This is a genomic window from Pseudomonas sp. FGI182, from assembly GCF_000511325.1.
GTDB lineage: Bacteria > Pseudomonadota > Gammaproteobacteria > Pseudomonadales > Pseudomonadaceae > Aquipseudomonas > Aquipseudomonas putida_Z.
This window is the reverse complement of record NZ_CP007012.1, coordinates 2,742,817-2,767,595: the sequence shown is the minus strand read 5'-3', so window position 1 is coordinate 2,767,595 and position 24,779 is coordinate 2,742,817. Positions and strand designations below refer to the sequence as shown.

The window sequence follows — 24,779 nt, the reverse complement described above, 5'->3', positions numbered from 1 at the left end:
ATTGTGCCGCTCATACGGGGTGTCTGGCCGCCCCTCCGTCGCGGCGGTACAGCAAGGTACGCAGCAAGAACAACGGGTTGCCCACCACATAACGCATGAACAAACGCTTCGGCTCGCGCAACAGCCGGTACAGCCACTCCCCGCCCAACTGCCGCAACCACTCGGGCGCCCGGCTGACCTTGCCGCCGAGAAAATCCAGGATCGCGCCGCCGCACACGATCAGGCACGGCCCGCCAGTTGCTGCCAGCCTTGCCGCCACAACCTCCTGCCTGGGCATGCCCATGCCCAGCACGATCAGCTCCGGTTGTTGCTCCCTGGCCAGTTGCAGGTAGGCATCGACGCTGGCAAAGCCATCGTGGACCGACACCGGCACCACCCCGAACATCGCTGCGCTGCGCTGCACGGCCTGGTCCAGGTAAGGTTGCCGGGTGCCCCAGAACGCGACCCGCCGCCCACGGTAGGCAGCCAGGAGCCGAGGAATGAGGTCGGTGCCATTCATGTTGAGCCCCGGTTCAAGCCCCAGCCGGCGATACAGGATCGCCATGCCGGAACCGTCGCGCAGCAACACGTCGGCCGCCGACAATGCCTGGTGGCAGGCGCCATCGCGAACCACCAGGTTCATTGCATGGGCATTGACGAAGCCCAGCACGGTCGCAGCTTCCGGGGCGCTCAGCCTGTCCAGCAGGCGCTGCGCGGCAGTGGCATCCGCCACCACTTCGAGCTTGCCGACGAGGGTGCTCCAGCGTTTCTGCCACTCAGCCATCAGCCTTCATCCCTTTTTGAACGTACCCATTCAACCTGGCGCTTGATCAGGAACCCCAGATACAAGGGGACCTTCCTTGCGGCGTAAAACGGGGCATACAGCAGCACGGAAAACGGGATCAGTTCGCGACAGAAGCGCGCCCAGGCCAGTGCGACGGCAAGGCAGAGCAATGCCAGCGCGCAAAGGGCGATCCAGGCAGGCGCCGCCAGGCCGAACAGCAGGTATGCCAGCCAGGCCACCAGGTTGAGCCCGAGCAGGCTCAGCACCAGCAACGCCAGGGGCGGCACCAGCAGGTCCAGGGTCATGGCCAGCAAGCTGCCGTTACGCTGGGTGACTGCGGCCAGCGCACGCCTGGGCGCATCGGCCAGCATCAGGCTCAGGTGCCCATGCTCCCAGCGGGTGCGCTGGCTACCCAGGCCTTGCTGGCTGGCAGGGAACCGGCTGCTGATCACGGCCTCGGGGCAGAACACTGGCGGCTTGCCCTGTTGGCACAGGTCCAGACCCAGTTTCACATCCTCCACCAGATGCCCGTTGGCCAGGTCGATCAAGGCCAGGTCACGCCAGCCGAACGCCATGCCAGCGCCCATCAACTGGCAAGGCAGGCCCAACCGTGCCCAACCACGCGGGCGCACCAGGTTCTTGACCCGCCAGGCGAACTCGGCAACCTGCACTGCCAGCCCGGCCCCTGCCGGTGCGTGCATCAGGTACAGCGCCTGCACCGGGCGAGCGACCTCACGGTAGCGCCGCGCCAGGTGCTCGATCGCCCCCTCGCCCACTTGGCAGTCGGCATCCACCACGATCACCACCTCGGGCGGCTGGCTGGCCAGGTGGCGCACGCCAAAGTCCAGGGCATAGCCCTTGCCGCGCAACCGCGCATCGCGGCGCTCAACCACTTCGGCACCGGCCTCGCGCGCCAGTTGCGCGGTGTCGTCAGTGCAGTTGTCCGCCACCACCAGCAAGCGGTCGCCAGGCCGCAACTGCGGGGCAATGCTCGCCAGCGTGGCGCCGATCAACGAAGCCTCGTTATGGGCTGGCACCAGCACGGCCACCTGCGGACGAGCGTTGTTGCCCAACGGCTGCGCGCGCGCTGGCAGGCAAGCCATCAGCACCTGCACCAACAGCAGCAGCACCGGCAACAGGGCGATGGCCGCCAGCGTGCCCAATGACCAAGCCAATACACTCATCATGCGGATGCCTTGAAATAGCTGGCCAGCCTGGCCGCCTCGGTATCGATGTCATGCCGTTGCAGCACACGCTGGCGGGCTGCCTCGCCCATGCGCTGCAGCGCTTCGGCAGGTTGCGCCAGGCAGTCGGCCATGGCCGCCGCCAGCTCGTCCACGGCGCCAGCAGGGAACAACCAGCCGTTCTCGCCCGGCCGCACCAGCTCGGGAATGCCTGCCACATAGGTGGTCAGCACTGGCCGGCGCAAGGCCATGGCTTCCATGATCACCACCGGCAACCCCTCGGCAAAGCTGGGCAGCACCAGCGCACGCGCCGCAAGGATTTCCTCGCGCACCTGTGCGCTGCTGAGCCAGCCGGTGATGCGCACCTGCTGCTTCAAGCCGTGCCGGGCAATCAACGCCTCGATCTGCCCACGCATTTCACCGTCGCCGGCCAGCACCAGCTCGAAGGCGATCGACCGGGCGGCCAGTACCCGCGCGGCCTCGATCAACAGCAACTGGCCTTTCTGTTCGCACAGGCGGCCGACGCACACCAGGCGTGGCGCCGTGGGCACGCCGACCGGCGCCACCTCATGGAAGCTGCGCTCGAGGCCGCAATGCACCACCTTCACCTTGGCCCAGTGGTCGTGTGCCACCCAGCGAAACAACTGGCTGCGCCCGTACGAGCTGACCGCCGCGACAAATGCGGCACGCCGCACCTTCTCGCCCATGTGCAGGAACTGCGGTTTGTCGAACTCTTCCGGCCCGTGCACGGTAAAGCTGTAGGCTGGCCCGCCCAGCACGTTGGCCAGCATCACCACCTCGGTGGAATTGGTGCCGAAATGCGCATGCACATGTTTTGCCTCGCCAGCCTGCAACCACTGCAGTACCTGGCAGGCCTCGGCCAGGTAGACCAGGTGGTAGGGCCAGGCGCGGTCGGCCCGCAGGCCAAGGCGCATGGCCAGCCAAAGCGCCTGGAAGAACCGGCGCGGCTGTGCGCGCAGCACTTGCCAGGCCGGTGCCAGCAAGCCCTTGATGCCACGTTGCAGCACATAGCGGGTCCTGGCCTGTTCGCTCGAGTCCTCGGCATCCTGCAACTCGGCGTCCCACCCGCGCAGGGCAATACGCTGCACCTCTACCCCCTGGCGCTCCAGCGCCAGGATCTCGCGGCGGATGAAACTGTGGCTGACCTTCGGGTACTGGTTTATGAAATAAGCAATGCGCATAGGAATCCAGATCAAGACCCGCGTAATGAACCTTCAGGCCTGCCGTAGCAGGGCCGGCCGTTACTTCAGGCTGTCGATTACCGGCGGCCGGCGCCCCGCCGATGCCACCTCGTCAGGTGCATCCTCCTGTTTCCCTTGTAGTCCAAGGTTGTGACCGCTGCCTGGCAACGTGGCCTGCAAGCGGGTGAAAACATCGTCGAGCAACGCCTGGCGGCGGCGGTACATCGCCCGTTTCTTCGCCGGAATGTCCTGTTCCGCCCGCTGTACCGCGGCCAGCGGGAGGGCGAAGAAATCCGCATGGTTCGACGCAGTAGCGCCGTGCTCCAGCCAGATCACGTCATAATTGGCCGCCAGGTCCTGGCCTTTGTCGTTGCCAAAATACGCGTGCCGATGGTGGCGGCAGGCGTCACTGACGGCATACAGGTGGGCCACGCCCAGGGTCCTGGCCAGGCACTTCAATGCCTCGAGCAGCAGGCTGCGTGGGCGCAACCCTTCGAAGTCCTTGGTCAGGTCGCGGTAGATGGCCAATGAGGTTTCGCTGTCGACACCCTTGTGGATGCCCTGCACGGCACCGATGAACAGGCAAAGCTCGCCCTGGCTGCGGCACAGGCTGAACGCCAGGGATGCCACGCGCAGGTCGCCCTGGAACAGGTTCAATACCAACTCGCCTTCGCGCTTGAACCAGATCGGCCGGTCCAGCACCAGGCGGCAGCCCGGTGAATGGCTGGACAGCTCGCACAGCGTCAGGCTTTCGTCCCGCCCCAGCAGCAACAGCGCCGGAAACTGCCCGGCCAGCACTTCGAAGTGCGAAGCCAGCACCTCCAGGCGCTGCGGGGCTTCCCAGCATTTGCTGAGGTAAGGCCACTGCACGACACCGATGCAATCCACCCCCAGCCGCTGCAAACCTTGCGGGCCCAGCGTTGCCGTCATGCGCTGCAGGAACGCATTCAGCTCAGGCCATTGCCTGGCAATCTGCAGCGTCAACTTGCGCTTGTTGTTCAGCGCCCGCAACGAGTAGCCCGGTTGCAAGGTAAACACGCTTTTCACGATCATGCCGAGCATCATGGGCCTCTTTCTCATAGAACTGCACATAACTCATTGAATTAGCAGGGGCCCTGTGGGAGCGGACTCCTCGTCACTTGTACTCGATCAACGTCGATTTGCCGGCCGCGATGCGGTGGCGCAAGAACTTCAGTTGCCCGAGCATTTCCGGGAACTTGCCCAATACCAGAAACACCGCCTGTAGCCAGTTCTCCCGCACCGACTTGCCACCACGCCGGGCCAGGCGTACGGCCTGCAGCGGGTAGACCAGCAGTAACAGCAGGCTCCAGCCGCCAAGCAGCAGGCAGGCCAGCACGGTCACCACGGGGATGCCCAGGCCCCACAGCCAGGCCCGGCGCGATTCGCGCAGCCAGTGCCGCTCGGGCGGCTGACCATGCAGGTAGGCCCCTTCGGCATAGGCGTGGCCAGCGCGCAGGCTACGCCGCCACCATTGGCTAAAACGGGTCATGGCGGCGTCGTGCAGGGTCATCTCGGCGTCCAGGCGCCAGACTTTCCAGCCCTTTGCCCGCAGGCGCACGCACAGTTCGGGTTCTTCTCCGGCGATCAGCTCGGGGCGAAAGCCGCCGACCGCGGCGAACGCATCTACCCGCATCAGGGCATCGCCACCGCAGGCCTTGGCCTCGCCGATGGGGGTGTCCCACTCCAGGTCGCACAACAGGTTGTACACCGACCGCTGCGGGAAGCGCTCGCGTCGGCGGCCACACACCACTGCCACGCCGGGATGGTCGTCGAGAAACGCCTGCGCCGCGGGCAGCCAGCCGCGATCCACCTCGCAATCGCCATCGACGAACTGCACCAGTTGCATCGACGGCAGCCGCCGCTGCAAGGCGAAAAAGCCTTCGTTACGGGCGCGTGCGGCAGTAAACGGGGTGCCCAGGTCCAGCGCCAGTACCTCTACCCCCAGGCTGCGGGCCAAGTGCAGTGAACCATCGGTGGAGCCCGAATCGACGTACATGACCTTGTCCGTCCCCTTCAGCAGCGAACGCAGGCAACGCTCCAGGCGCTGGCCTTCGTTGCGGCCAATCACCACCACACCGATCCCGCTCGCCATGGGTTTCACTCGACGGGCGCCGTGGCGGCCGGTTGCCTGGCCTTGATGATGGCCGGCACCCCCACCGCCAGCGAATTGTCCGGCACATCCACCAGCACAACGGCATTGGCACCGATGATCACATCGTTGCCGATACGGATGCTACCCAGCACCTTGGCCCCGGTGCCGATATCGACGTTGTTGCCGAACACCGGTGCAATCGGCTCGTTGACGTTCTTCAGGCCCACCACCACCCCATTGCGGATGCGGCAGTCATCGCCAAAGCGGGCATAGCCGCTGATGACGATGCCGCCAAAATGGTCGATGACGAAGTTGCGGCCGATCACCACCTCGCACGGCAGCTCCACACCCGTGATGATCTGCACGAACTTGAACAGGACCTTGTAGATGAGCGAAAACAGCTTGCGCAGCAGTGCCGGGCGCACCCCATAGCGCCAGCGGCCGAAGCGGTACACCAGCAGTACCCAGAAGCCCTGGGCGCCCCAGTCGCCACCATGGGCACGCAGGTCGGCACGTATATTCTCGAACATGGCTCCACCTACCTTGTCGGTTGGCTGGCGTACCGGGTCTTGAACAACAAAGACCAGGTCGCCCGGCAGTGACGCCAGCAGGCCTGTATCGCGCCCCGGCCGCGTCGTTTCAACAGCGCCTTTAGTGCCAGCACCAGGTCGCCCAAGGTGACCAGCAGCATGTGCAGGGCCAGACCCACCAGCCCGTGATGCTTGCGAAAGTACAGCAGCTCGCTTTCGATCTGGTATGACGAGATCTGCCGGCTGGCCGCCTCAAGTTCGGCCACCGATCTGGAGCTTTCCCCACCGATGTGCACCACCGTGGTATGCGGGTAGAACACCACCTTCCAGCCGGCCGCCTTCACCCGCTTGCAGTGGTCGACCTCTTCGTAATAAAGAAAGTAGCGCGGGTCGAACAGGCCCACCTGGTCGAGCACTTCGCGGCGCACCAGGTAGAAGCAGCCAGGCAGCCAGTCGCACTCGCGGACCGAAGCGTGGTCCCAGTTCATTTCGTCGACCATCTTCAGTCCCGGGAACAAGCGCCCCAGCCCGGTACGCCCGACGAACACGTTGAGCGGTGTGGGGAAGTAGCGGCAACTGGGCTGCAGGTCGCCGTCGCGGCCCTCCAGGCGCACCCCCAGCACCCCGCACTCCGGGTGGGCTTCCATGTAGTCGAGGGTTTTCTGCAAGGAATCGGCGGCGACGAAAGCATCGGTGTTCAGCAGCAAGGCGTACTTGCCCTTCAGGTGCGCCAGCAGCTGGTTGTTGGCCCGGCCAAACCCCACGTTCTGCCTGTTGCTCAGCAGCAGCGCCTGCGGGCACACCTCGGCCATGCGCTGCAGCGAGTCATCGACCGAGGCATTGTCCACCACCAGGTAGCTGGCCAGCCGTTCGCTGTCGGCGCGGCGCAGCGCATCGAACATCGGCTGCAGCAGCCTGGCCGTGTTGAAGTTGACCACCATGACGTCCACAGGTTTGCTAGCCATTGTTGCCATCCCTCGAAGAAGTCCCCGCGCCTTTGCAGCATCAGCACAACATTCGTCACACCGCGGCTTCCCTGGCCGCGCTCATCCTGGCATCGAGGTGGTCGGCCAGGCGTAGCGCAAACTGCAGCAGCGGCATGGTCGGGTTGGAGGCCCCGCCCGTGGCAAAGATGCTGCTGCCGGCGATGTAAAGGTTTTCGGTACCGAACACCTTGCAGTTGGTATCGACAACACCGAACTGCGCCGACGACGCCATGCGCGTGGTACCCATGTGGTGGGCATGTGGCGACAGCTTCAGCGGTATCGAGGTGTCATAAACGAAGTCATTGAGCTTGATGAAGCCCAGGTTCATGTCCGCCCACTGCTTGGCCAGTTCGCTGCCAATGCACTTGATGGTGTGCCGGTCATCAGCGCTCAGGGCCCAGTTGACATTGACCTTGGCCACGCCCAGTGCGTCCTTCTCGTCCAGCAGCGAAATGCGGCTGCGCAGGTTGGGGAACTGCTCGATCATGGTGCTGATGACACCGTCACCGGGGCAACTGAACTTGGTCACGAAGGCGATCTTGCTGGCTACCCCCATGTCGCAGGCCAGGTTCTCCAGAAAATGCTTCACCTCGGCAGTACGACCATAGGTTTGTACATCGGCCAGCAAGGCGGCCCTGACATTGCCTTTACCTGCCTTGTATTCATCAACGAAGGCGTCGGTGGTGTAGTACTCGCGCGGCTCGGGGGGCAGCCCCGACTTGAGGATGAAGGAGCCAAGGTCAATGTTCAGATGCTCCATGAAACACCGGCCGACCAGCCCGTCCTTGCTCACGACACCCGCCGCCAGCAACGACTCGCTGTTGAGCAGTTGCCGGGCATTCTCGATGGCACCGGTGGCCAGCACGAAGTTTCTCGCAACCAGGCGCTGGCGATTGCACGCATAATCGGACAGTACGACTGCGGCCAGGTGGCCGGAGGCCTGGTCGAACTCCAGGTTCACGCAATTGCAGTTGATGAACACGTCCAGGCCTTGGGTCTGCTCCAGGGCCGTGGCGTACTTTTGCGCAAAACGCGTGGGTGGACTGAGCAGAAAGCGGTCTGGCTCGAATTCTCCGCCGTCGAGGCCAGCATTCAACGCGTGAAAATCCGACCCGCGCGGCAGGTCGACGATATCCATGGCAGCAGGCAGGTAGCCTGCTATCTCCGAATAGGGAATGGGCCAGCCAGGCAGGTCGCCAATAGGGGGAACGGCGAAGTCCGAGGGGCTGAACGGCCGGCAACGGCCGGCCCAATGGTTGGAGGTGCCGCCCAGATAACGCAGGCGGGCTTCCCCGGCGTACAGCTCCAGGCCAGTGGATGCACAGGCGTACAAGGCTTGCGAGTTCGCCGAATATTCACGCCCGCCACCTTCGGCAAGCAGTACGCTCCAGCCGGCGGCGGCCAGGCGCAGGCCCAGGGTAATGCCCGCGGGGCCGGCACCGATGATGCAGACATCGTAACTGTCGCGCAGGGCCTTCTGCTGCTGATAATCCTTGATCATGGGTGTTCGTCCCGGAAGTAGCGAGACGGCAATACCCAGCCGTTGATCACCACGAACCCGGGCCTGCCGGCAGGTTGGCTGGCGGCGGCGGGCGTAGCAGCGAACACCAAACCACCAACCCCCAGCAACACGCAACTCTGGAGAAATCCTCTACGACCCGTTTGCGCAGTGCAAAAAGTAAGCTTCCCCATGACACAGTGACCTGCACCTTTGAAAGATTTACCCGACAAGCCGCATTACCGCCAGTCCCCAGGGCCAGCGTCACAATCGACGGCATGACGTCGATCTCTGACCGATTGGCTAAAAGGTCACTATAGTTTCAATCAGCCACGATGCTAGCCGTTGCCCACCGACGCATAGGTGCACATAGCCAATGCCTGAACATTTTCGTGCGTTGATCGTCATCCTGTTTCTGGCGAGCGTGGTCTTCCTGCTGGCGCGGCGGCCTGCCACCGACCTGGTCCCGCTGAGCGACTTCAAGCGCCGGCGCAACCTGTGGTTCCTGCTTACCCTGCTGGCGTTCTTCTCGCACAGCTTCTGGCTGTACCTGGGTGCTGGCGCCGTCATCCTGTACATCGCCGGGCGCCACGAACACAACCCCATGGCGCTGTTCTACATGCTGCTGTTCCTGGTCCCGCCGGCTTCGGTGCAGGTGCCCGGGTTTGGCGTGGTCAATTACCTGGTCGACCTCAACCATATCCGCCTGCTGACCCTGTGCGTGCTGCTGCCGGCGGCACTGGCCCTGCGCCGGCAAGGCGACACCCTGCGCTTCGGCCGCACCTGGCCCGACAGGCTGTTGGCGGCCGGCCTGCTGCTGATGAGCGTGCTGTACCTGCGCGAAACCACCCTGACCGACACCCTGCGCCAGACGCTGTACCTGTATGTCGACGTGCTACTGCCGTATTACGTGGCCAGCCGTGGCCTGCGCCAGATCAGCGACTTCAAGGACACCCTGCTGGCCTTCGTGCTTGCCTCCTTCGTCCTGGCCCTGATCGGCGTGGCCGAGTACGTGCGCCACTGGCTGCTGTACAGCGCCCTGGTCGACGCCATGGGCGTGCCGTGGAGCATGTCCGGCTACCTGAGCCGTGGCGGTTCGCTGCGCGCCAGCGTCACCACCGGGCAGGCGATTGCCCTGGGCTATGTGATGAGCGTGGCCATCGGCCTGTTCCTGTTCGTCCAGGGTTACGTGCGCCGCCCCCTGCAGCGGGCGCTGGGCGCCCTGCTGCTGGCCGCCGGGCTGTTCGCTCCACTGTCCCGTGGCCCGTGGATCGGCGCCGTGGTCATCGTGGTGGTGTTCATCGCCCTGGGCAAAGGTGCGGTCAGGCGCCTGGCGCTGCTCGCCGCGGCCGGCGTGCTGGCCCTGCCCTTGCTGACCATCGTGCCCGGTGGCGACAAGGTACTGGACATGCTGCCGTTCATTGGCAACCTCGAGAAAGAGAACATCACCTACCGCGCAAGGCTGATGGACAACTCGTGGATCGTCATCCAGCGCAACCCGCTGTTCGGCTCGTTCGACTTCCGCAACACCCCGGAAATGCAATCGATGATCCAGGGTGAAGGCATCATCGACATCGTCAACACCTACATCAACCTTGCGCTGCGGGTAGGGCTGGTCGGGCTTGGCCTGTTCGTGGCGTTCTTCGCCACCGTACTGCACGGCATCCGCAAGGCCATGCGCAGTTTCCCCGACAAGGACGACGAACAACGCCAGCTCGGCCGGGCATTGCTGGCGACACTGATCGGCATCCTGGTGATCATCTTCACCGTCAGCAGCATCACCTTCATCCCGGTGGTGTACTGGACTGTCGCCGGGCTGGGCGTGGCCTACATCCAGATGGTCCGCAGGCTGCACAACAGCCAGGCCATCGCGCTGGCCGACCCCGGCCTTCAACCAAGGTGACACTTATGAGTCTGTTCCCCCTGCGCAGCCGGGGTTTTCAAACCCTGCTGCGTGTTTCGGCCATTGCCGGCCTGGCTTTGCTGCCGCTCACCAGCTGGGCATCAGCGTGGCAAGTCAGTGTCGATGAACAGAACGGGCTGCCCATGGTGACCCGCGGCGGTGGGCCGGTGATGAAAGCCAAGTTCGACTTCTGGGCGGCCAACTGGAGCTGGACCGGTTTCTCCACCACGTTCAAGGTCAATGGCCCCTACCACTACACGCTGCAGGGCAAGAACAAGGAGCTGGACTTCGACCTCACGGCGGATATCCGCAAGGAGCAGGCGCAAACCCTGAGCTGGGCCTTCGACCTCGACGCCCACAGCCGCCAGGCCGGGGTGATGGGCGGCGGCATGGTGTTCGAGTTCGACCCTGCGCAAATTGCCGGGGACATGGGCGCACCGCAGTTGCTGCCCGGCAACCGTGGCTGGTCATGGGGCAAGGCTGACCAGGGCCGGCGCATCGAAATGCGCTTCGACCCACCGCTGGCCAAGGTGTATTTCGAGCGCGGCAACCCGTCCGAACTGCGTGCGTTCATCTACAGCGACCCGATCAACGCCGGTCGGCAGCAGATCAAGGCAGTGCTGAACATCACCGGCGACATCGACCTGGGACCCACCCCCAGCGAACGCTTCGGCCTGGCCGACCCCGCCGGTTGGCCCGACGACCAACTGGACTGGCGCACCTCGCCAGTGGACCTTTCATTCCTCAACGCTGCGGAAAAGCCTGCCGGCAAGCACGGCTTCGTCAAGGCTGTTGGCGAGCAATTGATGTTCGAAAACAACACCCCGGTGCGCTTCTGGGGCACCAACCTGTCCGCCTATTCGCTGTTCAAGAGCCCCGACGAAGAAATCCGCCAACAGGCCAAGCGCCTGTCGGCACTGGGTTTCAACCTGGTGCGTCTGCACCATCACGATTCGCCCTGGGTCAGCCCGAACGTGTTTGGCGACGGCACCCTGGTGCGCGATACCCAGCAGCTCAGTGCCGAATCGCTGCGCAAGCTCGACCTGTGGATCAATGCGCTCAAGGACGAGGGCATCTATATCTGGCTGGACCTGCACGTGCAGCGGGCGCTTACCGCCAATGACAACATCGATGACTTCAAGGAACTGGCCAAGGGCGAGAACCACGTCGACCTGAAGGGTTACGCCTATATGAACCAAAGCATCCAACAGGCGATGAAGCGCTTTGCCGAGCAGTACCTGACCCATGTGAACGAATACACCGGCCTGGCCTACAAGGACGACCCGGCCATCGCTGCCGTATTGCTCACCAATGAGAACGACCTCACCCAGCATTATGGCAACGCCCTGATGCCGAACAAGGATGTGCCGCACCACAGCGAGCGCTACATGAAAGCTGCCAAAGCCTTCGCCAAACAATACGACCTGCCCACCGACCTCACCTGGCGCGCCTGGGAGCATGGCCCTTCGAAGCTGTTTCTCAACGACCTGGAACAGCGCTTCAACGCCGACATGATCGCCCACCTGCGCGGCCTCGGCGTGAAAGTACCGATTGCCACCACCAGTACCTGGGGCGGCAATGGCCTGAGCGCGCTGCCGGCACTGACCGCAGGCGATGTCATCGATGCCCATGCCTACGGTGCCAATGGGCAACTGGAGAAGAACCCGTTGACCAGCGACGGCATGATCGACTGGCTCGCCGCCGCCCAGGTAGTCGGCAAGCCGCTGACCGTCTCCGAGTGGAACGCCGAACCCTTCCCGCTGCCCGACCGCCACTCGCTGCCGCTGTACGTGGCCGGCACCGCCGCCCACCAGGGCTGGGACGCCATGCTGCAGTACGCCTACAGCCAGCAGGCCTTCAACCCAGGCTGGCGCACGGCGGACAACTGGCACGCGTACAACGACCCGGCGATGATCGCCACCCTGCCCGCTGCCGCCCTGCTCTATCGCCGCGCGGACGTGAAACCGGCCACGACCCGCTATGTGTTCGCGCCGACACCCGCCACCCTGTACAACCAGGAGATCACCCCGCGCACTTCAGCGCTGCTGCGCACGGCCATGGAAAAAGGCCAACTGCAGATCGCCCTGCCACAGACGCCGGAGTTGCCCTGGCTGAAGCCCGCCGCCATCCCTGCCGGTGCGCAGGTACTGCAAGACCCGGGGCAATCCTTGCTGCCAGCCGACGCCACGCAAGCGCTCAGCGACACGGGCGAGCTCAAGCGCAACTGGCAACAGGGCATCTATACCATCGACACACCCCTGACCCAGGCCGCCACCGGCTGGCTGGGCGGTCGTTCGATCAGCCTGGGCGCCATCCAGGTGCAAGCACGAACGCCGTACGCCAGCGTCGTGGTGCAAAGCCTGGACGGCAAGCCCCTGGGCCAGTCACGCGAACTGCTGCTGTCGCTGGGTACCCGTGCCGTGCCCAAGGCCGATTACAAGACGCCGTTCAACGTCGAGCCGCTTGCCGGCACCTTGAGCATCAAGGCGCCTGTTGGCCTGAAACTTTTTGCCCGGGACGCGCAGGCACAGTTGAAACCGTTGCCGATGGCTTACCAGGATGGGCACTACAGCATCACGTTCGACGGCAAGTACATGTCCAACTGGCTGTTCTTGAAATAGGGTATATGGCCATCTACCCTCACCACAGACCTGTAGCTGAAAAGCGCGGCTGTACAACAGCAGAGTCCAGGAGGCATGGATGAAGTTTCTGGTTGTCGGTGGCGCAGGCTACATTGGCTCGCACATGGTCAAGCACTTGCTCGTTGCGGGCCATGAGGTGGTGGTGGCGGACCTGGTCTCGCCCGGCCCCGGCGTCCAGTGGGTGAAACTGGACATCGCCGACGAACCCGCGCTGGATGTGCTGTTCGGGGTTTGCCGTTTCGACGCCGTGTTCCACTTTGCCTCGTTCATCCAGGTGGGCGAGTCGGTCAGCGTGCCCGGCAAGTACTACCAAAACAATGTCGCGGCCACCCTTTCCCTCCTGCAGGCCATGGTGAATGCCGGTATCAGGCACCTGGTGTTTTCTTCCAGCGCAGCCGTTTACGGCAACCCGCAGTACGTGCCGATCGACGAAACGCATGCCAAGGGGCCGATCAACCCGTACGGGTTGAGCAAATGGATGGTCGAGCAGATTCTCGAGGACTTCGACCGGGCCTACGGCTTGAAGTCGGTATGCCTGCGTTACTTCAACGCAGCCGGCGCAGACCCGCAAGGCCAACTGGGAGAGCGCCATGACCCGGAAACCCACCTGATCCCGTTGATCCTGCAGGCCGCTTCGGGCCGGCGTGATGCGGTAACGGTATTTGGCCGCGACTACGACACGCCGGATGGTACCTGCATACGCGACTATGTACATGTGGCCGACCTGGCGGCGGCCCATGCGCTGGCGGTGGATTACCTGCTGGCGGGTGGCGAGCGAACCGCGTTCAACTTGGGCAATGGGCTGGGCTTTTCGGTGCAGCAGGTGATCGATACGGCCCGGGCGGTGACCGGTCGACAGATCCGCACCCTTGATGCCCCCCGCCGCCCCGGCGACCCGCCCCGGTTGGTGGCGGATGCCGGCAAGGCCATGCGCATGCTGGGCTGGCGGCCGGAGTTTGCCACGCTGGAATCGATTGTGCGGCATGCGTGGCAGTGGGAGTTGCAGTACCCCTGGGCTCAGCGCCAAAGCTGAGATTGTGGGGCTCGCTACCCAGCTGAAGGAATGCGCTGTACCTGTAGGAGCGGGCGCGCCCGCGAACACCGGCGTAGCCGGTGCCATCCACCGCGTCGTCTGCTTCGCGGGCGTGCCCGCTCCCACAGGGACCCCGCCAGCTTAAGGAATGCGCCATACCTGTGGGAGCGGGCGCCCGCGAACATCGGCGTAGCCGGTGCCACCCACCGCGTCGCCTGCTTCGCGGGTAAACCCGCTCCCACAGGGACCTCATCAGCTGAAGGAATGTGCTGTACCTGTGGGAGCGGGCGAGCCCGCGAACACCGGCGTAGCCGGTGCCATCCACCGCGTCGTCTGCTTCGCGGGCATGCCCGCTCCCACAGGGACCTCACCAGCTGAAGGAATGTGCCGCACCTGTGGGAGCGGGTTTACCCGCGAACACCGGCGTAGCCGGTGCCACCCACCGCGTCGCCTGCTTCGCGGGTTTACCCGCGAACACCGGCGCAGCCGGTGCCATCCCCCGCAGTGCCGGCGCCCACAGGTGCCCATCAGCCGGTGCTGCCAGCATTCAGGGAAATGCCTGCCGGATCCGCTTCTTGTCGATCTTGCCAACGCTGGTCTTGGGGATCTCGTCCACGCAACGCAACTGCCGTGGTATCGCCCATTTGTTCAGGTGCCCGCTGTCGACATACGGCTGCAGATGCCCGGCCAATCCCGCCTGGTCGAACTGCATGCCGTCACAACAGACTACCAAGGCCAACGGTTGCTCACCCCACTGCGGGTCCGGGATGCCGATCACCGCCACCGATGCAACAGCCGGATGCTGACTGATCAGGTTTTCCAGCGCCACCGAGCTGACCCACTCGCCTCCGGTCTTGATCACATCCTTGATCCGGTCACGAATACGCACTACACCCGCAGGATCGATGCAGGCCAGGTCGCCGGTATGCATCCAGCCCCCCAGCCACAACGCGGCACCCTGCTCCGGCTCATGCAGGTAGCCCTGGGTCAGCCACGGTGCACGCACCACGATTTCACCCAGGCTTTCGCCGTCACGGGGCACATCAATGCCTGCAACGTCGACAATGCGCAGGTCCACCAGGGCAATCGGCACGCCGGCATCGATTCGCAGCGGCAGCTGTTGCGCCATGGGCAGTGCCAGCAGCTCGGCGCTCAGGTGGGTGATGCTGAGCAGTGGGCAGCTTTCCGACATGCCGTAGCCACAATGCACGCTGATGCCGCGCTCGCTGGCACGCTGCGCCAGGCCCAAGGTCAGGGCGCTGCCGCCCAGCAGCATCTTCCAACCGGTCAGGTCGGCGCGGCGCCCTTCTTCGCTGTCGAGCATCATCTGCAGCACCGTGGGCACGCAATGGGAGAACGTCACGCCCTCGTCACGGTAAAGGCGCACGAGGCGGTTGGGCTCGTAGCGCCCGGGGTAGACCTGCTTGATACCCAGCGCCGTGGCCACATAGGGCACGCCCCAGGCATGCACGTGGAACATCGGCGTGATGGGCATGTACACGTCGCCGCTACGCAGCAGCGGCACCTCGCCGCAGGCAGCCAGGGTGCCCTGCTCGACCAGGGTATGCAGCACCAGTTGCCGGTGGCTGAAGTACACGCCCTTGGGGTTGCCGGTGGTACCGCTGGTGTAGAACAGCGTGGCCAGTGAGTGCTCGTCGAAATCGGCGAAGTCGAATTGCGGCTCGGCAGCCGCCAGCAGTTGTTCGTACTCACCCAGCAGCGGCACATCTTGCGTTGCGGGGTCGCCTTCGCCGAGGCGAATGAAACCCTCCACCGTCGGCAAGTCATCGCGCAATTGCGCCATCAACGGCAGGAAATCGTCATGTACCAGGACCAGGCAGTCCTCGGCATGGTTCATGGTGTAGCGCACCTGCTCGGTGGACAGCCGTACGTTCACCGTGTGCAGCACCGCACCCAGCATCGGCACGGCAAAGAAGCACTCCAGCGCCCGGTGGCTGTCCCAGTCGAGCAAGGCCACGGTGTCGCCAGGCTTGACCCCGGCGGCGGTCAGCACATTGGCCAGCCGCTGAATGCGTTCGAGCAGCGTGGTGTAGGTGTAGCGCAGCTTGTCGGCGTAGACGATTTCCTGGTTGGGCTGGTAACGCACGCCAGACAGCAACAGGCGCTTGATCAGCAGCGGATAGGCGTAGGCCTGCTCGGCCGCGGGCATGATGCGAGTGGTGATCATGTCGGCGGCCTTCACAGTTGCCCGGCCTCGAGCAGGTACAGGCTGTCGCTACCGGCCCTGACGCTGGCGCTTAGCGAATGAATGCGTGGCAGCAGGCGGGCAAAGTAGAACCGCGCGGTGCCCAGCTTGCTCAGGTGGAACGGCTCGGGGGCCGCATGGCACTGGCATACCACGGCCATGCGTGCCCACAGGTAGGCGTAGAAGGTGTAGCCAAATACCTGCAGGTACTCCACCGCCGCCGCGCCAAGCTCGCGCGGGTTGCCCTGGGCGCGGTCGAGCACCCAGGCGGTCAGCTCGTCGAGGTTGCGCACGGCAGCCAGCAGCGGCGCGCCGAACTCGGCGCACGCCGCGGGAAGCGTCTCGGCAAAGGTGGTAATTTCGTCGGACACGCTGCGATAGGCCTGGCCGCCATCGGCAAACAGTTTGCGCCCCACCAGGTCGAGGGCCTGGATGCCGTTGGTGCCTTCGTAGATCTGGGTGATGCGGCAGTCGCGGATCAACTGCTCCTGGCCCCACTCGCGGATATAGCCATGGCCGCCCAGCACCTGCTGGCCGTGCACGGTGGTTTCCAGCCCCATGTCGGTGAGGAAGGCCTTGGCCACCGGTGTGAGCAACGCCACCTTGGCCTCGGCCTGGGCGCGTGCGACCGGGGCCTCGCTGTATTTGGCCAGGTCCAGCTGCAGTGCCACATAGGTGGAGAAGGCCCGCCCGCCTTCGTTCAGCGCTTTCATGGTCAGCAGCATGCGCCGCACATCCGGGTGGACGATGATCGGGTCAGCACCTTGCCCCGGCGCTTCGGCGCCGGTCGGCGCACGGCCCTGCTGGCGATCACGGGCGTAGGCGATGGCGCCCTGGTAGGAGCGTTCGCCCAGGGCCAGGCCTTGGATACCTACGCCAAGGCGCTCGTAGTTCATCATGGTGAACATCGCGTTGAGGCCCTTGTTCGGCTCGCCGACCAGGTAGCCGATTGCACCGTCGAAGTTCATCACACAGGTGGCCGAGGCCTTGATGCCCATCTTGTGCTCGATCGACCCGCAACTCACCGCATTGGCCTCGCCCAGCACGCCGTCGGCGTCAACCAGCACCTTGGGCACCAGGAACAGCGAGATGCCCTTGGGCCCGGCTGGCGCATCCGGCAGCCGCGCCAGCACCAGGTGGATGATGTTCTCGGTCAGGTCCTGCTCACCGCCAGTGATGAAGATCTTGGTCCCGCTGATGCGATAACGGCCATCGGCAACCGGCACGGCGCGGGTGCGAATCAGGCCCAGGTCGGTGCCAGCGTGTGGCTCGGTCAGGCACATCGAACCGGTCCAGCGCCCTTGGTACATGGGCGGCAGGTACAGCGCCTTCAACGGCTCGCTGGCATGGTTGAGCAGCGCCAGGCAGGCTCCGGCCGTGAGCATCGGGTACAGGCCGAACGACAGGTTGGCGGCATTGAGCATTTCTTCGAGCTGGGCGCCGATCACTTTCGGCATGCCCATGCCCCCATATTCCGGGGCACCAGCCACACCCACCCAGCCATCTGCGGCAAATGCCCGGTAGGCATCGGCGAAGCCATCGGGGGTGTATACCTGGCCGGCCTCCCAGCGGCAGCCCTGCTCGTCGCCACTGCGGTTGAGCGGCGCCACCACCTCGGCAATCAGCCGGCCGGCCTGTTCGAGCACGGCCCGGGCAGTATCGCCATCGACCTGCTCGGCCAGCGCGGGCGTTTGCGCCCACCAGGCCGGGATGTCGAACACTTCGTTGAACAGAAAATCCATGTCGCGCAGTGGCGGAAGGTAATCAGACATGAGGCGAACACTCGGTTTCTTGGGTTTGCGGAAGCGACGTGGCCTGGGCCTCGGCAGGCGCCGGGGCGGCCTGGCCACGCAGGAGGAAATGCGACAACGCAGGGATCAACACCAACGCGCCGAGCATGTTCCACAGGAACATGAAGGTCAGCAGCAGGCCCATGTCGGCCTGGAACTTGATCGGCGACCAGGCCCAGCCGACCACGCCGGCGGCCAGGGTGATGCCGACCAGCCCGACCACCCGGCCGGTGAAGGCCACGGCTTTCTGGTAGGCCTGGGCCAGGCTCAACCCGGCGCGCTGGTAGTGCAGTTGCACGCTGAGCAGGTACAGCGCGTAGTCCACGCCGATGCCTACGCCCAGGGCGATCACCGGCAAGGTGGCGACCTTGACGCCAATGCCCATGGCTACCATCAGCGCCTCGCACAGCACCGAGGTGAGCATCAGCGGCAGGATCGCCACCAGCGTGGCGCGCCAGCTACGGAAGGTGAACAGGCAGAACAGCGTGACCGCCAGGTACACCAGCAACAGCATGCGGTGGTTGGCCTCGCGGACCACCACGTTGGTGGCAGCCTCGATACCGGCGCTGCCGGCGGCCAGCAGGAACTGCTGTTCGGCGCTGCTGTTGGCCTGGGCAAAACGCTCGGCCACGGCGGCCACCTGGGCCAGGGTGTCGGCGCGATGGTCCTTGAGGTAGGCGATTACCGGCATCAGCGAGCAGTCGTTGTTGAACAACTCTGGGGCGTTGACCGAAGCCTGCTGGGCAGCGTAGTTGAGCACGTCCTGGTTGCGCTGCAGGCTGTTCAGGCGCGGGTTGCCTTCGTAGGTGCCGGCGGTGATCTGGCGCACTGCGTTGGCCAGCGACACGGTGGTCTGCACACCCGGCAATTGCTGCAGCTCCCAGGCCAGGCGGTCGGCAAGGACCAGTGTCTGGTATTGCAGGCAGCCTTCCGGAGCGGTCTTGACCATGACCGCGAAGGTATCGCTGGACAGCGCGTAGTGCTGGGTGATGTAGGCGTTGTCGAGGTTGTAGCGGGAGTCGGCGCGCAGCTCGGGGGCACCGCTGTCGAGGTCGCCGATTTTCAGTTGCAGGCTGCCCCAGATGCCGAGGACGCCCAGGGCCAGGGCCACCAGCAGTGCGGCGCTGGCCCATTTGCGTTCGGTGAAGCGGTCGAGCAGGCTCCATGGGTTGATTGGGGCTGCGTTGCAGCCCTTCGCGGGCATGCCCGCTCCCACAGGTATCGCGCCGTCCCTGTGGGAGCGGGCGTGCCCGCGAAGGCCCCAGCGCGCATCGATAGCCAGGGCTCGTTCAGCGGCCCTGCGGCCCACGCCAACATAAGACAGCGCCACCGGCATCAGCAGCAGCGAGGTGAAGATCAGCACCGCCACGCCGATGCTGGCGGTGATGGCCAAGTCCTGGATCACCGGGATGTCGATCAGCATCAGCACGGCAAAGCCCACCGCATCGGCCAGCAACGCAGTCACCCCGGCCACGAACAGGCGGCGGAAGGTATAGCGCGCTGCCACCTGGCGGTGCGTGCCACGGCCGATGTCCTGGAGGATGCCATTCATTTTCTGCGCCGCGTGGGACACGCCGATGGCAAAGATCAGGAATGGCACCAGGATCGAATACGGGTCGATGGCGTAGCCCAGCCAGGCGACGATGCCCAGCTGCCACACCACCGCGGTCAGCGAACACAGCACCACCAGCAGGGTGCTGCGCACGCAACGGGTGTAGCAGTAGATGATCAGCAGGCTGGTCAGCACCGCCAGGGCGAAGAACGCCATCACCTGGATCAGCCCGTCGATCAGGTCGCCCATCAGCTTGGCGAAGCCGATCACATGGATGCGGTACTGGCCGCTGGCCTGATACTGGCTGCGCAGTTGTTCGAGCTTCTGCGAAAAGGCGTGGTAGTCGAGGCCCTTGCCGGTGGCCGAATCCTGGTCGAGCAGCGGCACGACCAGCATGCTCGACTTGAAGTCGCGCGCCACCAGGCTGCCGACGATGTTGGCGCGCTCGATGTTCTGCCGCAGCTGCTCGATGTCACCCGCAGCGCCCTGGTAGCCATCGGGCATCACCGGGCCGCCCTGGAAGCCCTCCTCGGTCACCTCGGTCCAGCGCACCGCCGGGCTCCACAGCGACTTCACCCAGGCCCGGTCCACGCCCTGGCTGAGGAACAGCTCGTCGTTGATGTGGCGCAGGGTCTGCAGGTAGCCCGGGTCGAAGATGTCGCCCTGGGTGTTCTCCACCACCACCCGCACCGCGTTGCCCAGGCCACGCAGTGATGGGCGGTTTTCCAGGTAGTTCTGGATGTAGGGGTGGCTCTGCGGCAGCATCTTGTCGAAACTGGGGCGCAGCTCCAGGCGGGTCAGCGCCATGTAGCCCAGCACCAGGGTCGCCAGCAGCATGCACAGCAGGAACGGCAGGCGATGGTTGAACACCAGGCGCTCCAGGCAATTGCCCGAGCGTGGGTCGAAATCGTCGAGGTTGCGGATTACCGGCAGGATGTCTTGGCGGGTAGCGGCCATCAGGGTCTTCTCTTGTTATGGGTGCAGCGTGGGGTTACCGGCCTGGTTGCGCACGCCCCGCTCGCCCACCAGTACCAGGCCGTTGCCGGTATCGGTGGCGAGCGCGGTCACCGGGCCACGGGCGCTTTGCGGCACCGGGCTGAAGCTGGCGCCATCATCCCGGCTAAGCAGTAGGTCGCCAGCCTGGCTGGCCAGCCATAGCTGGCCGTCACGGTCGACACCGGCGGCGGTGAGGCTGGTGTTCACACCCGTGCTGACCGGTTGCCATTGCCGGCCGCCATCGGTGCTGCGGTAGGCATGCCCACGCAGGCCGTAGACCAGCAGTACGCCAGGCTTGCCGACAGCACCGAACAGTGTGCCGGCGTAGGGTGTCTCGACACGGCTGAAGCGCTCACCGTCCTGCTTCAGCAACAGGCCTTGCTCGCCGGTGATGTACAGCTCGTCACCCACCGCGGCCAGGCTGGTCAGGTGCAGGCCTTGCGGGTTATCGCTGTGGTCGAGCCAGGGCTGCCAGTGCTCGCCGCCGTCAACGGTGCGCAACAGCAGGTTGAACACGCCGACCGCATAGCCATTGCGCGCATCGCCGAACCACACGTCGAGCAAGGCATTGTCGCTACCCGTGCCCGGCAGTTGTTCGGCCAGCGCCCGGCCATCCAGCTGCTTCTGCCAGTGCACGCCGCCATCACGGCTGTGCAGCACCACGCCATCGTGGCCAACAGCCCAGCCCAGCTCGGGCGTGGCGAAGCTCACGGCATTAAGGTCGGCGCTGACCGGCACCTGAGCCTGCTGCCAGTGCGCGCCATGGTCGTCGGAGTACAGGATGTGCCCGCGCGGGCCCACCGCGACCAGGCGCTGGCCGGCCAGGGTTACATCGCGCAAGGCGCTGTTGGCGACCAGGGCGCTGGGCATGGCGGGCAGGTCCAGCACATCGGTGAAGGGCGCAGCCTGGGCCGCGCCCTGCAGCGCGGCCAAAGCCAGAACCACCACGCTGCATCGTTTGAAGACAGACATTGCCACCTCTGCTCCGTGCGTTCAGCGAATGCCGTTGCCGGCCAGCGACTCAGGCGACCACTGGGTTTTCGACAGCGGGTCGATGTAGCGGATGCCGCCGTAGGCACCGACCACGCCATTGAGGTTGTAGGTGCCGCCGATCAGGTCGTAGATCATGAACGGCGTGGCGTCCGGGGTCTGCTTGTCATAGCTCTGGGTGAGGAAGGCGAACGAGCCGCGGTACAGCTGGCCACGGGCGTCATACTGGTCCGAGGCCAGGGCAATCCAGCTGTCTTCGTCGAGGTAGAAGCGGCGCTTGTGGTAGATATGGCGCGCACCGTCCTTGAGCTTGCCTTCCACAACCCACACCCGGTGCTTCTCCCAACGCACGAACTGCGGCGCCAGGTGGTTGGGGGTGATCACCTGCTTGACGTCGGTGTTGTAGGTCAGCTGGTAGGTGTTGTACGGCACGTACATTTCCTGCTTGCCGACCAAGGTCCAGTCGTAGCGGTCCAGCGCACCGTTGAAGACGAACACGTCATCGTAGGTACCCGAACCGGAGGTGCCCGGGTTGGGCGTGTCGTAGGCCAGGTTCGGCGCCAGCTTGACCCGGCGCTGGCCCGGCAGGTATTGCCAGGCACTGCGTGGCTGCACCAGCGGGTTGGCGGCATCGCGCAGCATCATCGCTTCGCCGGCACGGCGTGCGGGCCCGGTGTACACCAGTTTCATCTGGTAGTAGGTGTCCTTGGCACCGATCGGCTTGGTCATGTCTTCGTAGATCGGGTAGCTGATATTGGCCTGGCCGGTGGTCGACAGCGATGGCTTGCCAGCAGCGTCGACGTTCCACGAGTCGTACTTGGCAGTCATGCTCACGCCCTGATAGCGCAGCAGGAAGTTCCACATGGCCTCGGCGCCGTTCTGCGGAATGGGGAACGGGATGCCCGGCAGCACGTTGTCTACCGCAGTGCCGCCCTCCTTGCTGTTGGCGGCAGTGGCGTTCTTGCGGGTGTTGTCGAGTACCGCTTGCGGCAGCGCCACGCTACGGTGGGTCGGGTACACATCGACGCGGTAGCTGGGGTAGCGCTTGAGCAGTTCCAGGGTGGTGGCGGTCAGTTGGCCCTTGTACTGCTCGGCGTTCTTGCCATCGATGACCAGCAGCGGCTTGTCGCTGGCGAACGGGTCGGGGCGCATGCTGGCGCCGCTCTGGTAGCTGGCTGGTGGCGTCAGCAGGCCGCCCTGGTAGGCCGGGATCGAGCCATCGGCGTTGCCGGCCTTTTCCGCGCCGATGACGGTCAGGCTGGTGCCCAGGCGCGCGGCCTGGTCAGTGGAAACGGCGGCCTGGGCAGCGTTCAGGGCGGCCAGTGACAGGCACGAGGCCAGCAGGGTACGTACGAAATTCATGATGGTTGTCTTCCTGTGTAGGCTGTAGGAAACATGACTCAGAAGGTCGTCTTGACGGTCAGGTACAGGGCGCCACGGTCCTCGGTGGTGGCACCACCGCCGGAGAAGGAGGCGTAGCCGCCGCCGTAGCAGGTGTAATCCTGTTCGCCGTCCAGGGCGTTGGGGGTGCTGCCGTCGGTCTGGCCGTCCTTGCAGGCCTTGGTCTCACCGAAACTGTCGACGTACTTGAGGTCGACGAAGTACTGGTTGTAGATCGCGGCGCTCACGCCCACCGCATAGTTGCCGGTGTTCTCGGCGCCACCGCCCTGCACCGGCGACACGCCGTCGAGGCCGACGTTGACCGACAGCGGCATGCTCAGGTCCATGCCCGGCAGCACCTGGTACCAGGTAGGGGTGAAGTTGACGGCGATGCCCCAGTTGTCGCGGGTGGCCTTGTCGATGCCGCGGTAGCTGCTCTTGCCCTTGTACAAGGCCTCGTTGTGGCTATCGAGCTTGAGCAGGTTGCTGTAGAACAGCTCGCCAAGCAGGGTTGCCGAATCGAACAGCGGCGTGTCGCCAATGGTCATCAGGCCGTTCAAGGTCCAGTGCAGGGTGTCGCCGGTGGCGCTCAGGCCGTCGCCATCCTTGGGCACGTCGTAGATCACCCCGCTGCTGGGCAGGCGTGCCGGCAGCAGGCCGAAGCCGCCGCCCAGGCCACCCTGGCCGGGGGCGCTGACGATTGCCGGGATGCTCGCCAGCGGCATGTTGTGGCGGATGTTCAGGTCGCTGCCGACACTGATGCCACCCACATCCTTGGACAGGCTCAGGCCATAGATGTCGATGTCGTCGGAGTAGGCGAACTGGTAAGTAGTGCTTTGCAGCGAGTTGTACAGGTTGCCGACTGCGCCTTGGCGGCTGCCCGGCGGGTTGCCGAACGGGCCGTTGGCGACGGTCATGCCGCGCGCGTCGAGCCAGGCCTGCGGGAGGATCTCGGAGGTCTTGCGGTAGTAGAAGCCGAGGGTGCCGCCCAGCCACTCGGGCGACCACTTGGCCATGATGCCCCAGTCGCCGCTCTTGCCCGGGTTCAGGTCATGGCCACGGCGGATGGTGGTCAGCGCACCGCGCACCGGGATCAGCCCCGGGGTACCGGTGTGGCCGAGCAGGAAGCTTTGGGCGCCCTCGCCTACCACATCCGAGCCGCCATAGTAGGTACCGGCTTCGGGCAGGCGGGCGGCGTCCCAGTCGAAGAAGTACTGGGCACCCAGGGTCAGTTCGGAATTGACCAGGAACGAGGTCGACAGCTGGTTGCGCGGCACGAACAGCTCCTTGGCCTCGGTGCCCGGCGAAGCGGCCAGCTTGGCCAGGTCGAGGCCCGACTGGCCGTAGCTCAGCGAGTGCACCGGGTTGAGCAGGGTTTCACCCCAGAACAGGTTGTGCTGGCCCAGCTTGGCGCTGACCTGCGAAGCCTCACCGACTTCACGGCTGAAGAACACGAAGGCATCCAGCACTTCACCGGACGGGCCGCTGTAGTAACGCTGGGCGTAGTTGCTCAGGTGCGGGCTGCCCAGCGGCACACCGGTGCCAGGCAGGCCATTGAGGCTGGGGTTGATGCCGGACTGGTCACCGTTGCCGTTGACGAACGGGTTGCTATTGGAGCCGGTGTTGTCATAGGCCTTGTCGTACCAGCTGGCGGTGCTGACGCGGAACCCGGTGTTGCCCTGGTAGACCACATCCAGTTCGGTCAGCAGGTCGACCCGGTTGGTGATGTTGGTGCCGGCCTTGCGGAAGTTGTAGTCACCGTCGTTGCTGTTGGGCGTGCCCAGCATGCGCTTGTCGGCGCTTTCGGTGCGCACGCCATAGTTGTACTTGACGGTGTTGTCGAAGCGCACGGCCCAGTTTTCATTACCGGTATCGACTTCGAACGCCTGGGCGGCGGGCAGCGTGAGCAGGCCGATGGCGCAGGCGAGCAGGCAGCGCTGTGGTTTCACAGCACGGTAAATGCGGTGTTCTGGCATTACGATGGCTCCACGTATTGTTATTGTTTTTTTCG

17 protein-coding genes are annotated in these 24,779 nt (G+C 64.8%); 3 read left to right on the top strand and 14 right to left on the bottom strand.

Annotated features, from left to right (window positions below):
• Window positions 1-10: 10 nt before the first annotated feature.
• The 8 genes from C163_RS12185 to C163_RS12150 all read right to left on the bottom strand — a co-directional run bounded on the left by C163_RS12185 (window position 11) and on the right by C163_RS12150 (window position 8,279).
• Window positions 11-763 carry a WecB/TagA/CpsF family glycosyltransferase gene (locus tag C163_RS12185; protein ID WP_025339015.1) on the bottom strand — a complete coding sequence of 251 codons (753 nt, stop codon included), beginning with the start codon at window positions 761-763 and terminating at the stop codon, window positions 11-13.
• Window positions 763-1,950: a glycosyltransferase family 2 protein gene (locus C163_RS12180; protein WP_025339014.1), complete on the bottom strand. Its 1,188-nt coding sequence runs from the start codon at window positions 1,948-1,950 to the stop codon at window positions 763-765. The genes C163_RS12185 and C163_RS12180 overlap by 1 nt, the downstream gene beginning before the upstream one ends.
• Window positions 1,947-3,149, bottom strand: coding sequence for a glycosyltransferase (locus C163_RS12175; RefSeq protein WP_025339013.1), 1,203 nt, complete (start codon window positions 3,147-3,149; stop codon window positions 1,947-1,949). Before C163_RS12175 ends, C163_RS12180 begins: the two co-directional genes overlap by 4 nt.
• Window positions 3,150-3,209: 60 nt before the next feature.
• The gene (locus C163_RS12170; protein ID WP_025339012.1) at window positions 3,210-4,214 is read right to left on the bottom strand and encodes a VirK/YbjX family protein; all 1,005 of its coding nucleotides are present in this window, start codon (window positions 4,212-4,214) and stop codon (window positions 3,210-3,212) included.
• A gap of 70 nt (window positions 4,215-4,284) precedes the next feature.
• Entirely contained in the window at window positions 4,285-5,262 is a 978-nt protein-coding gene (locus C163_RS12165; RefSeq protein ID WP_025339011.1) for a glycosyltransferase family 2 protein, read from the bottom strand.
• Between the two features lie 5 nt (window positions 5,263-5,267).
• Window positions 5,268-5,792 (bottom strand): serine O-acetyltransferase, encoded by a 525-nt coding sequence (locus C163_RS12160; RefSeq protein ID WP_025339010.1) that lies wholly within the window; start codon window positions 5,790-5,792, stop codon window positions 5,268-5,270.
• An 8-nt stretch (window positions 5,793-5,800) separates the two neighbouring features.
• On the bottom strand, window positions 5,801-6,757 hold the full coding sequence (locus C163_RS12155; RefSeq protein WP_025339009.1) for a glycosyltransferase family 2 protein: 957 nt from the start codon (window positions 6,755-6,757) through the stop codon (window positions 5,801-5,803).
• Window positions 6,758-6,812: 55 nt separating this feature from the next.
• Complete coding sequence (locus tag C163_RS12150) at window positions 6,813-8,279, bottom strand: FAD-dependent oxidoreductase (protein ID WP_025339008.1); 1,467 nt, start codon at window positions 8,277-8,279, stop codon at window positions 6,813-6,815.
• 373 nt (window positions 8,280-8,652) lie between these two features.
• On the opposite strand from C163_RS12150, the gene C163_RS12145 reads away from it, so the two are divergent.
• From C163_RS12145 to galE, 3 genes are all read left to right on the top strand, one after another.
• Window positions 8,653-10,179, top strand: coding sequence for an O-antigen ligase family protein (locus C163_RS12145; RefSeq protein ID WP_025339007.1), 1,527 nt, complete (start codon window positions 8,653-8,655; stop codon window positions 10,177-10,179).
• 5 nt (window positions 10,180-10,184) lie between these two features.
• Window positions 10,185-12,800: a cellulase family glycosylhydrolase gene (locus C163_RS12140; RefSeq protein WP_025339006.1), complete on the top strand. Its 2,616-nt coding sequence runs from the start codon at window positions 10,185-10,187 to the stop codon at window positions 12,798-12,800.
• A 79-nt stretch (window positions 12,801-12,879) separates the two neighbouring features.
• Complete coding sequence (gene galE, locus C163_RS12135; protein ID WP_025339005.1) at window positions 12,880-13,854, top strand: UDP-glucose 4-epimerase GalE; 975 nt, start codon at window positions 12,880-12,882, stop codon at window positions 13,852-13,854.
• 547 nt (window positions 13,855-14,401) lie between these two features.
• Here the strand turns inward: galE and C163_RS12130 are convergent.
• The 6 genes from C163_RS12130 to C163_RS12105 are packed head-to-tail and all read right to left on the bottom strand — an operon-like array spanning window position 14,402 to window position 24,744.
• Window positions 14,402-16,042, bottom strand: coding sequence for a fatty acid--CoA ligase (locus C163_RS12130; protein WP_025339004.1), 1,641 nt, complete (start codon window positions 16,040-16,042; stop codon window positions 14,402-14,404).
• Window positions 16,043-16,053: 11 nt separating this feature from the next.
• Complete coding sequence (locus tag C163_RS12125) at window positions 16,054-17,832, bottom strand: acyl-CoA dehydrogenase C-terminal domain-containing protein (protein ID WP_025339003.1); 1,779 nt, start codon at window positions 17,830-17,832, stop codon at window positions 16,054-16,056.
• Complete coding sequence (locus C163_RS12120; RefSeq protein WP_025339002.1) at window positions 17,825-20,359, bottom strand: RND family transporter; 2,535 nt, start codon at window positions 20,357-20,359, stop codon at window positions 17,825-17,827. Before C163_RS12120 ends, C163_RS12125 begins: the two co-directional genes overlap by 8 nt.
• 15 nt (window positions 20,360-20,374) lie before the next feature.
• Window positions 20,375-21,370: a YCF48-related protein gene (locus tag C163_RS12115; protein ID WP_025339001.1), complete on the bottom strand. Its 996-nt coding sequence runs from the start codon at window positions 21,368-21,370 to the stop codon at window positions 20,375-20,377.
• A gap of 21 nt (window positions 21,371-21,391) precedes the next feature.
• A complete protein-coding gene (locus C163_RS12110) occupies window positions 21,392-22,750 on the bottom strand; it encodes a DUF1329 domain-containing protein (RefSeq protein WP_025339000.1) in 1,359 nt (452 codons plus the stop codon).
• 38 nt (window positions 22,751-22,788) lie between these two features.
• The gene (locus tag C163_RS12105; protein WP_025338999.1) at window positions 22,789-24,744 is read right to left on the bottom strand and encodes a DUF1302 domain-containing protein; all 1,956 of its coding nucleotides are present in this window, start codon (window positions 24,742-24,744) and stop codon (window positions 22,789-22,791) included.
• Window positions 24,745-24,779 lie beyond the last annotated feature (35 nt).

Excerpts from the sequence above, each read along its gene's own strand:
- C163_RS12150 (WP_025339008.1), bottom strand. The coding sequence starts at position 8,279 with ATGATCAAGGATTATCAGCAGCAGAAGGCCCTGCGCGACAGTTACGAT.
- C163_RS12160 (WP_025339010.1), bottom strand. The coding sequence starts at position 5,792 with ATGTTCGAGAATATACGTGCCGACCTGCGTGCCCATGGTGGCGACTGG.
- C163_RS12165 (WP_025339011.1), bottom strand. The coding sequence starts at position 5,262 with ATGGCGAGCGGGATCGGTGTGGTGGTGATTGGCCGCAACGAAGGCCAG.
- galE (WP_025339005.1), top strand. The coding sequence starts at position 12,880 with ATGAAGTTTCTGGTTGTCGGTGGCGCAGGCTACATTGGCTCGCACATG.
- C163_RS12155 (WP_025339009.1), bottom strand. The coding sequence starts at position 6,757 with ATGGCTAGCAAACCTGTGGACGTCATGGTGGTCAACTTCAACACGGCC.
- C163_RS12140 (WP_025339006.1), top strand. The coding sequence starts at position 10,185 with ATGAGTCTGTTCCCCCTGCGCAGCCGGGGTTTTCAAACCCTGCTGCGT.
- C163_RS12185 (WP_025339015.1), bottom strand. The coding sequence starts at position 763 with ATGGCTGAGTGGCAGAAACGCTGGAGCACCCTCGTCGGCAAGCTCGAA.
- C163_RS12170 (WP_025339012.1), bottom strand. The coding sequence starts at position 4,214 with ATGATGCTCGGCATGATCGTGAAAAGCGTGTTTACCTTGCAACCGGGC.
- C163_RS12110 (WP_025339000.1), bottom strand. The coding sequence starts at position 22,750 with ATGAATTTCGTACGTACCCTGCTGGCCTCGTGCCTGTCACTGGCCGCC.
- C163_RS12120 (WP_025339002.1), bottom strand. The coding sequence starts at position 20,359 with ATGGCCGCTACCCGCCAAGACATCCTGCCGGTAATCCGCAACCTCGAC.
- C163_RS12105 (WP_025338999.1), bottom strand. The coding sequence starts at position 24,744 with ATGCCAGAACACCGCATTTACCGTGCTGTGAAACCACAGCGCTGCCTG.
- C163_RS12175 (WP_025339013.1), bottom strand. The coding sequence starts at position 3,149 with ATGCGCATTGCTTATTTCATAAACCAGTACCCGAAGGTCAGCCACAGT.
- C163_RS12125 (WP_025339003.1), bottom strand. The coding sequence starts at position 17,832 with ATGTCTGATTACCTTCCGCCACTGCGCGACATGGATTTTCTGTTCAAC.
- C163_RS12130 (WP_025339004.1), bottom strand. The coding sequence starts at position 16,042 with ATGATCACCACTCGCATCATGCCCGCGGCCGAGCAGGCCTACGCCTAT.
- C163_RS12145 (WP_025339007.1), top strand. The coding sequence starts at position 8,653 with ATGCCTGAACATTTTCGTGCGTTGATCGTCATCCTGTTTCTGGCGAGC.
- C163_RS12115 (WP_025339001.1), bottom strand. The coding sequence starts at position 21,370 with ATGTCTGTCTTCAAACGATGCAGCGTGGTGGTTCTGGCTTTGGCCGCG.
- C163_RS12180 (WP_025339014.1), bottom strand. The coding sequence starts at position 1,950 with ATGATGAGTGTATTGGCTTGGTCATTGGGCACGCTGGCGGCCATCGCC.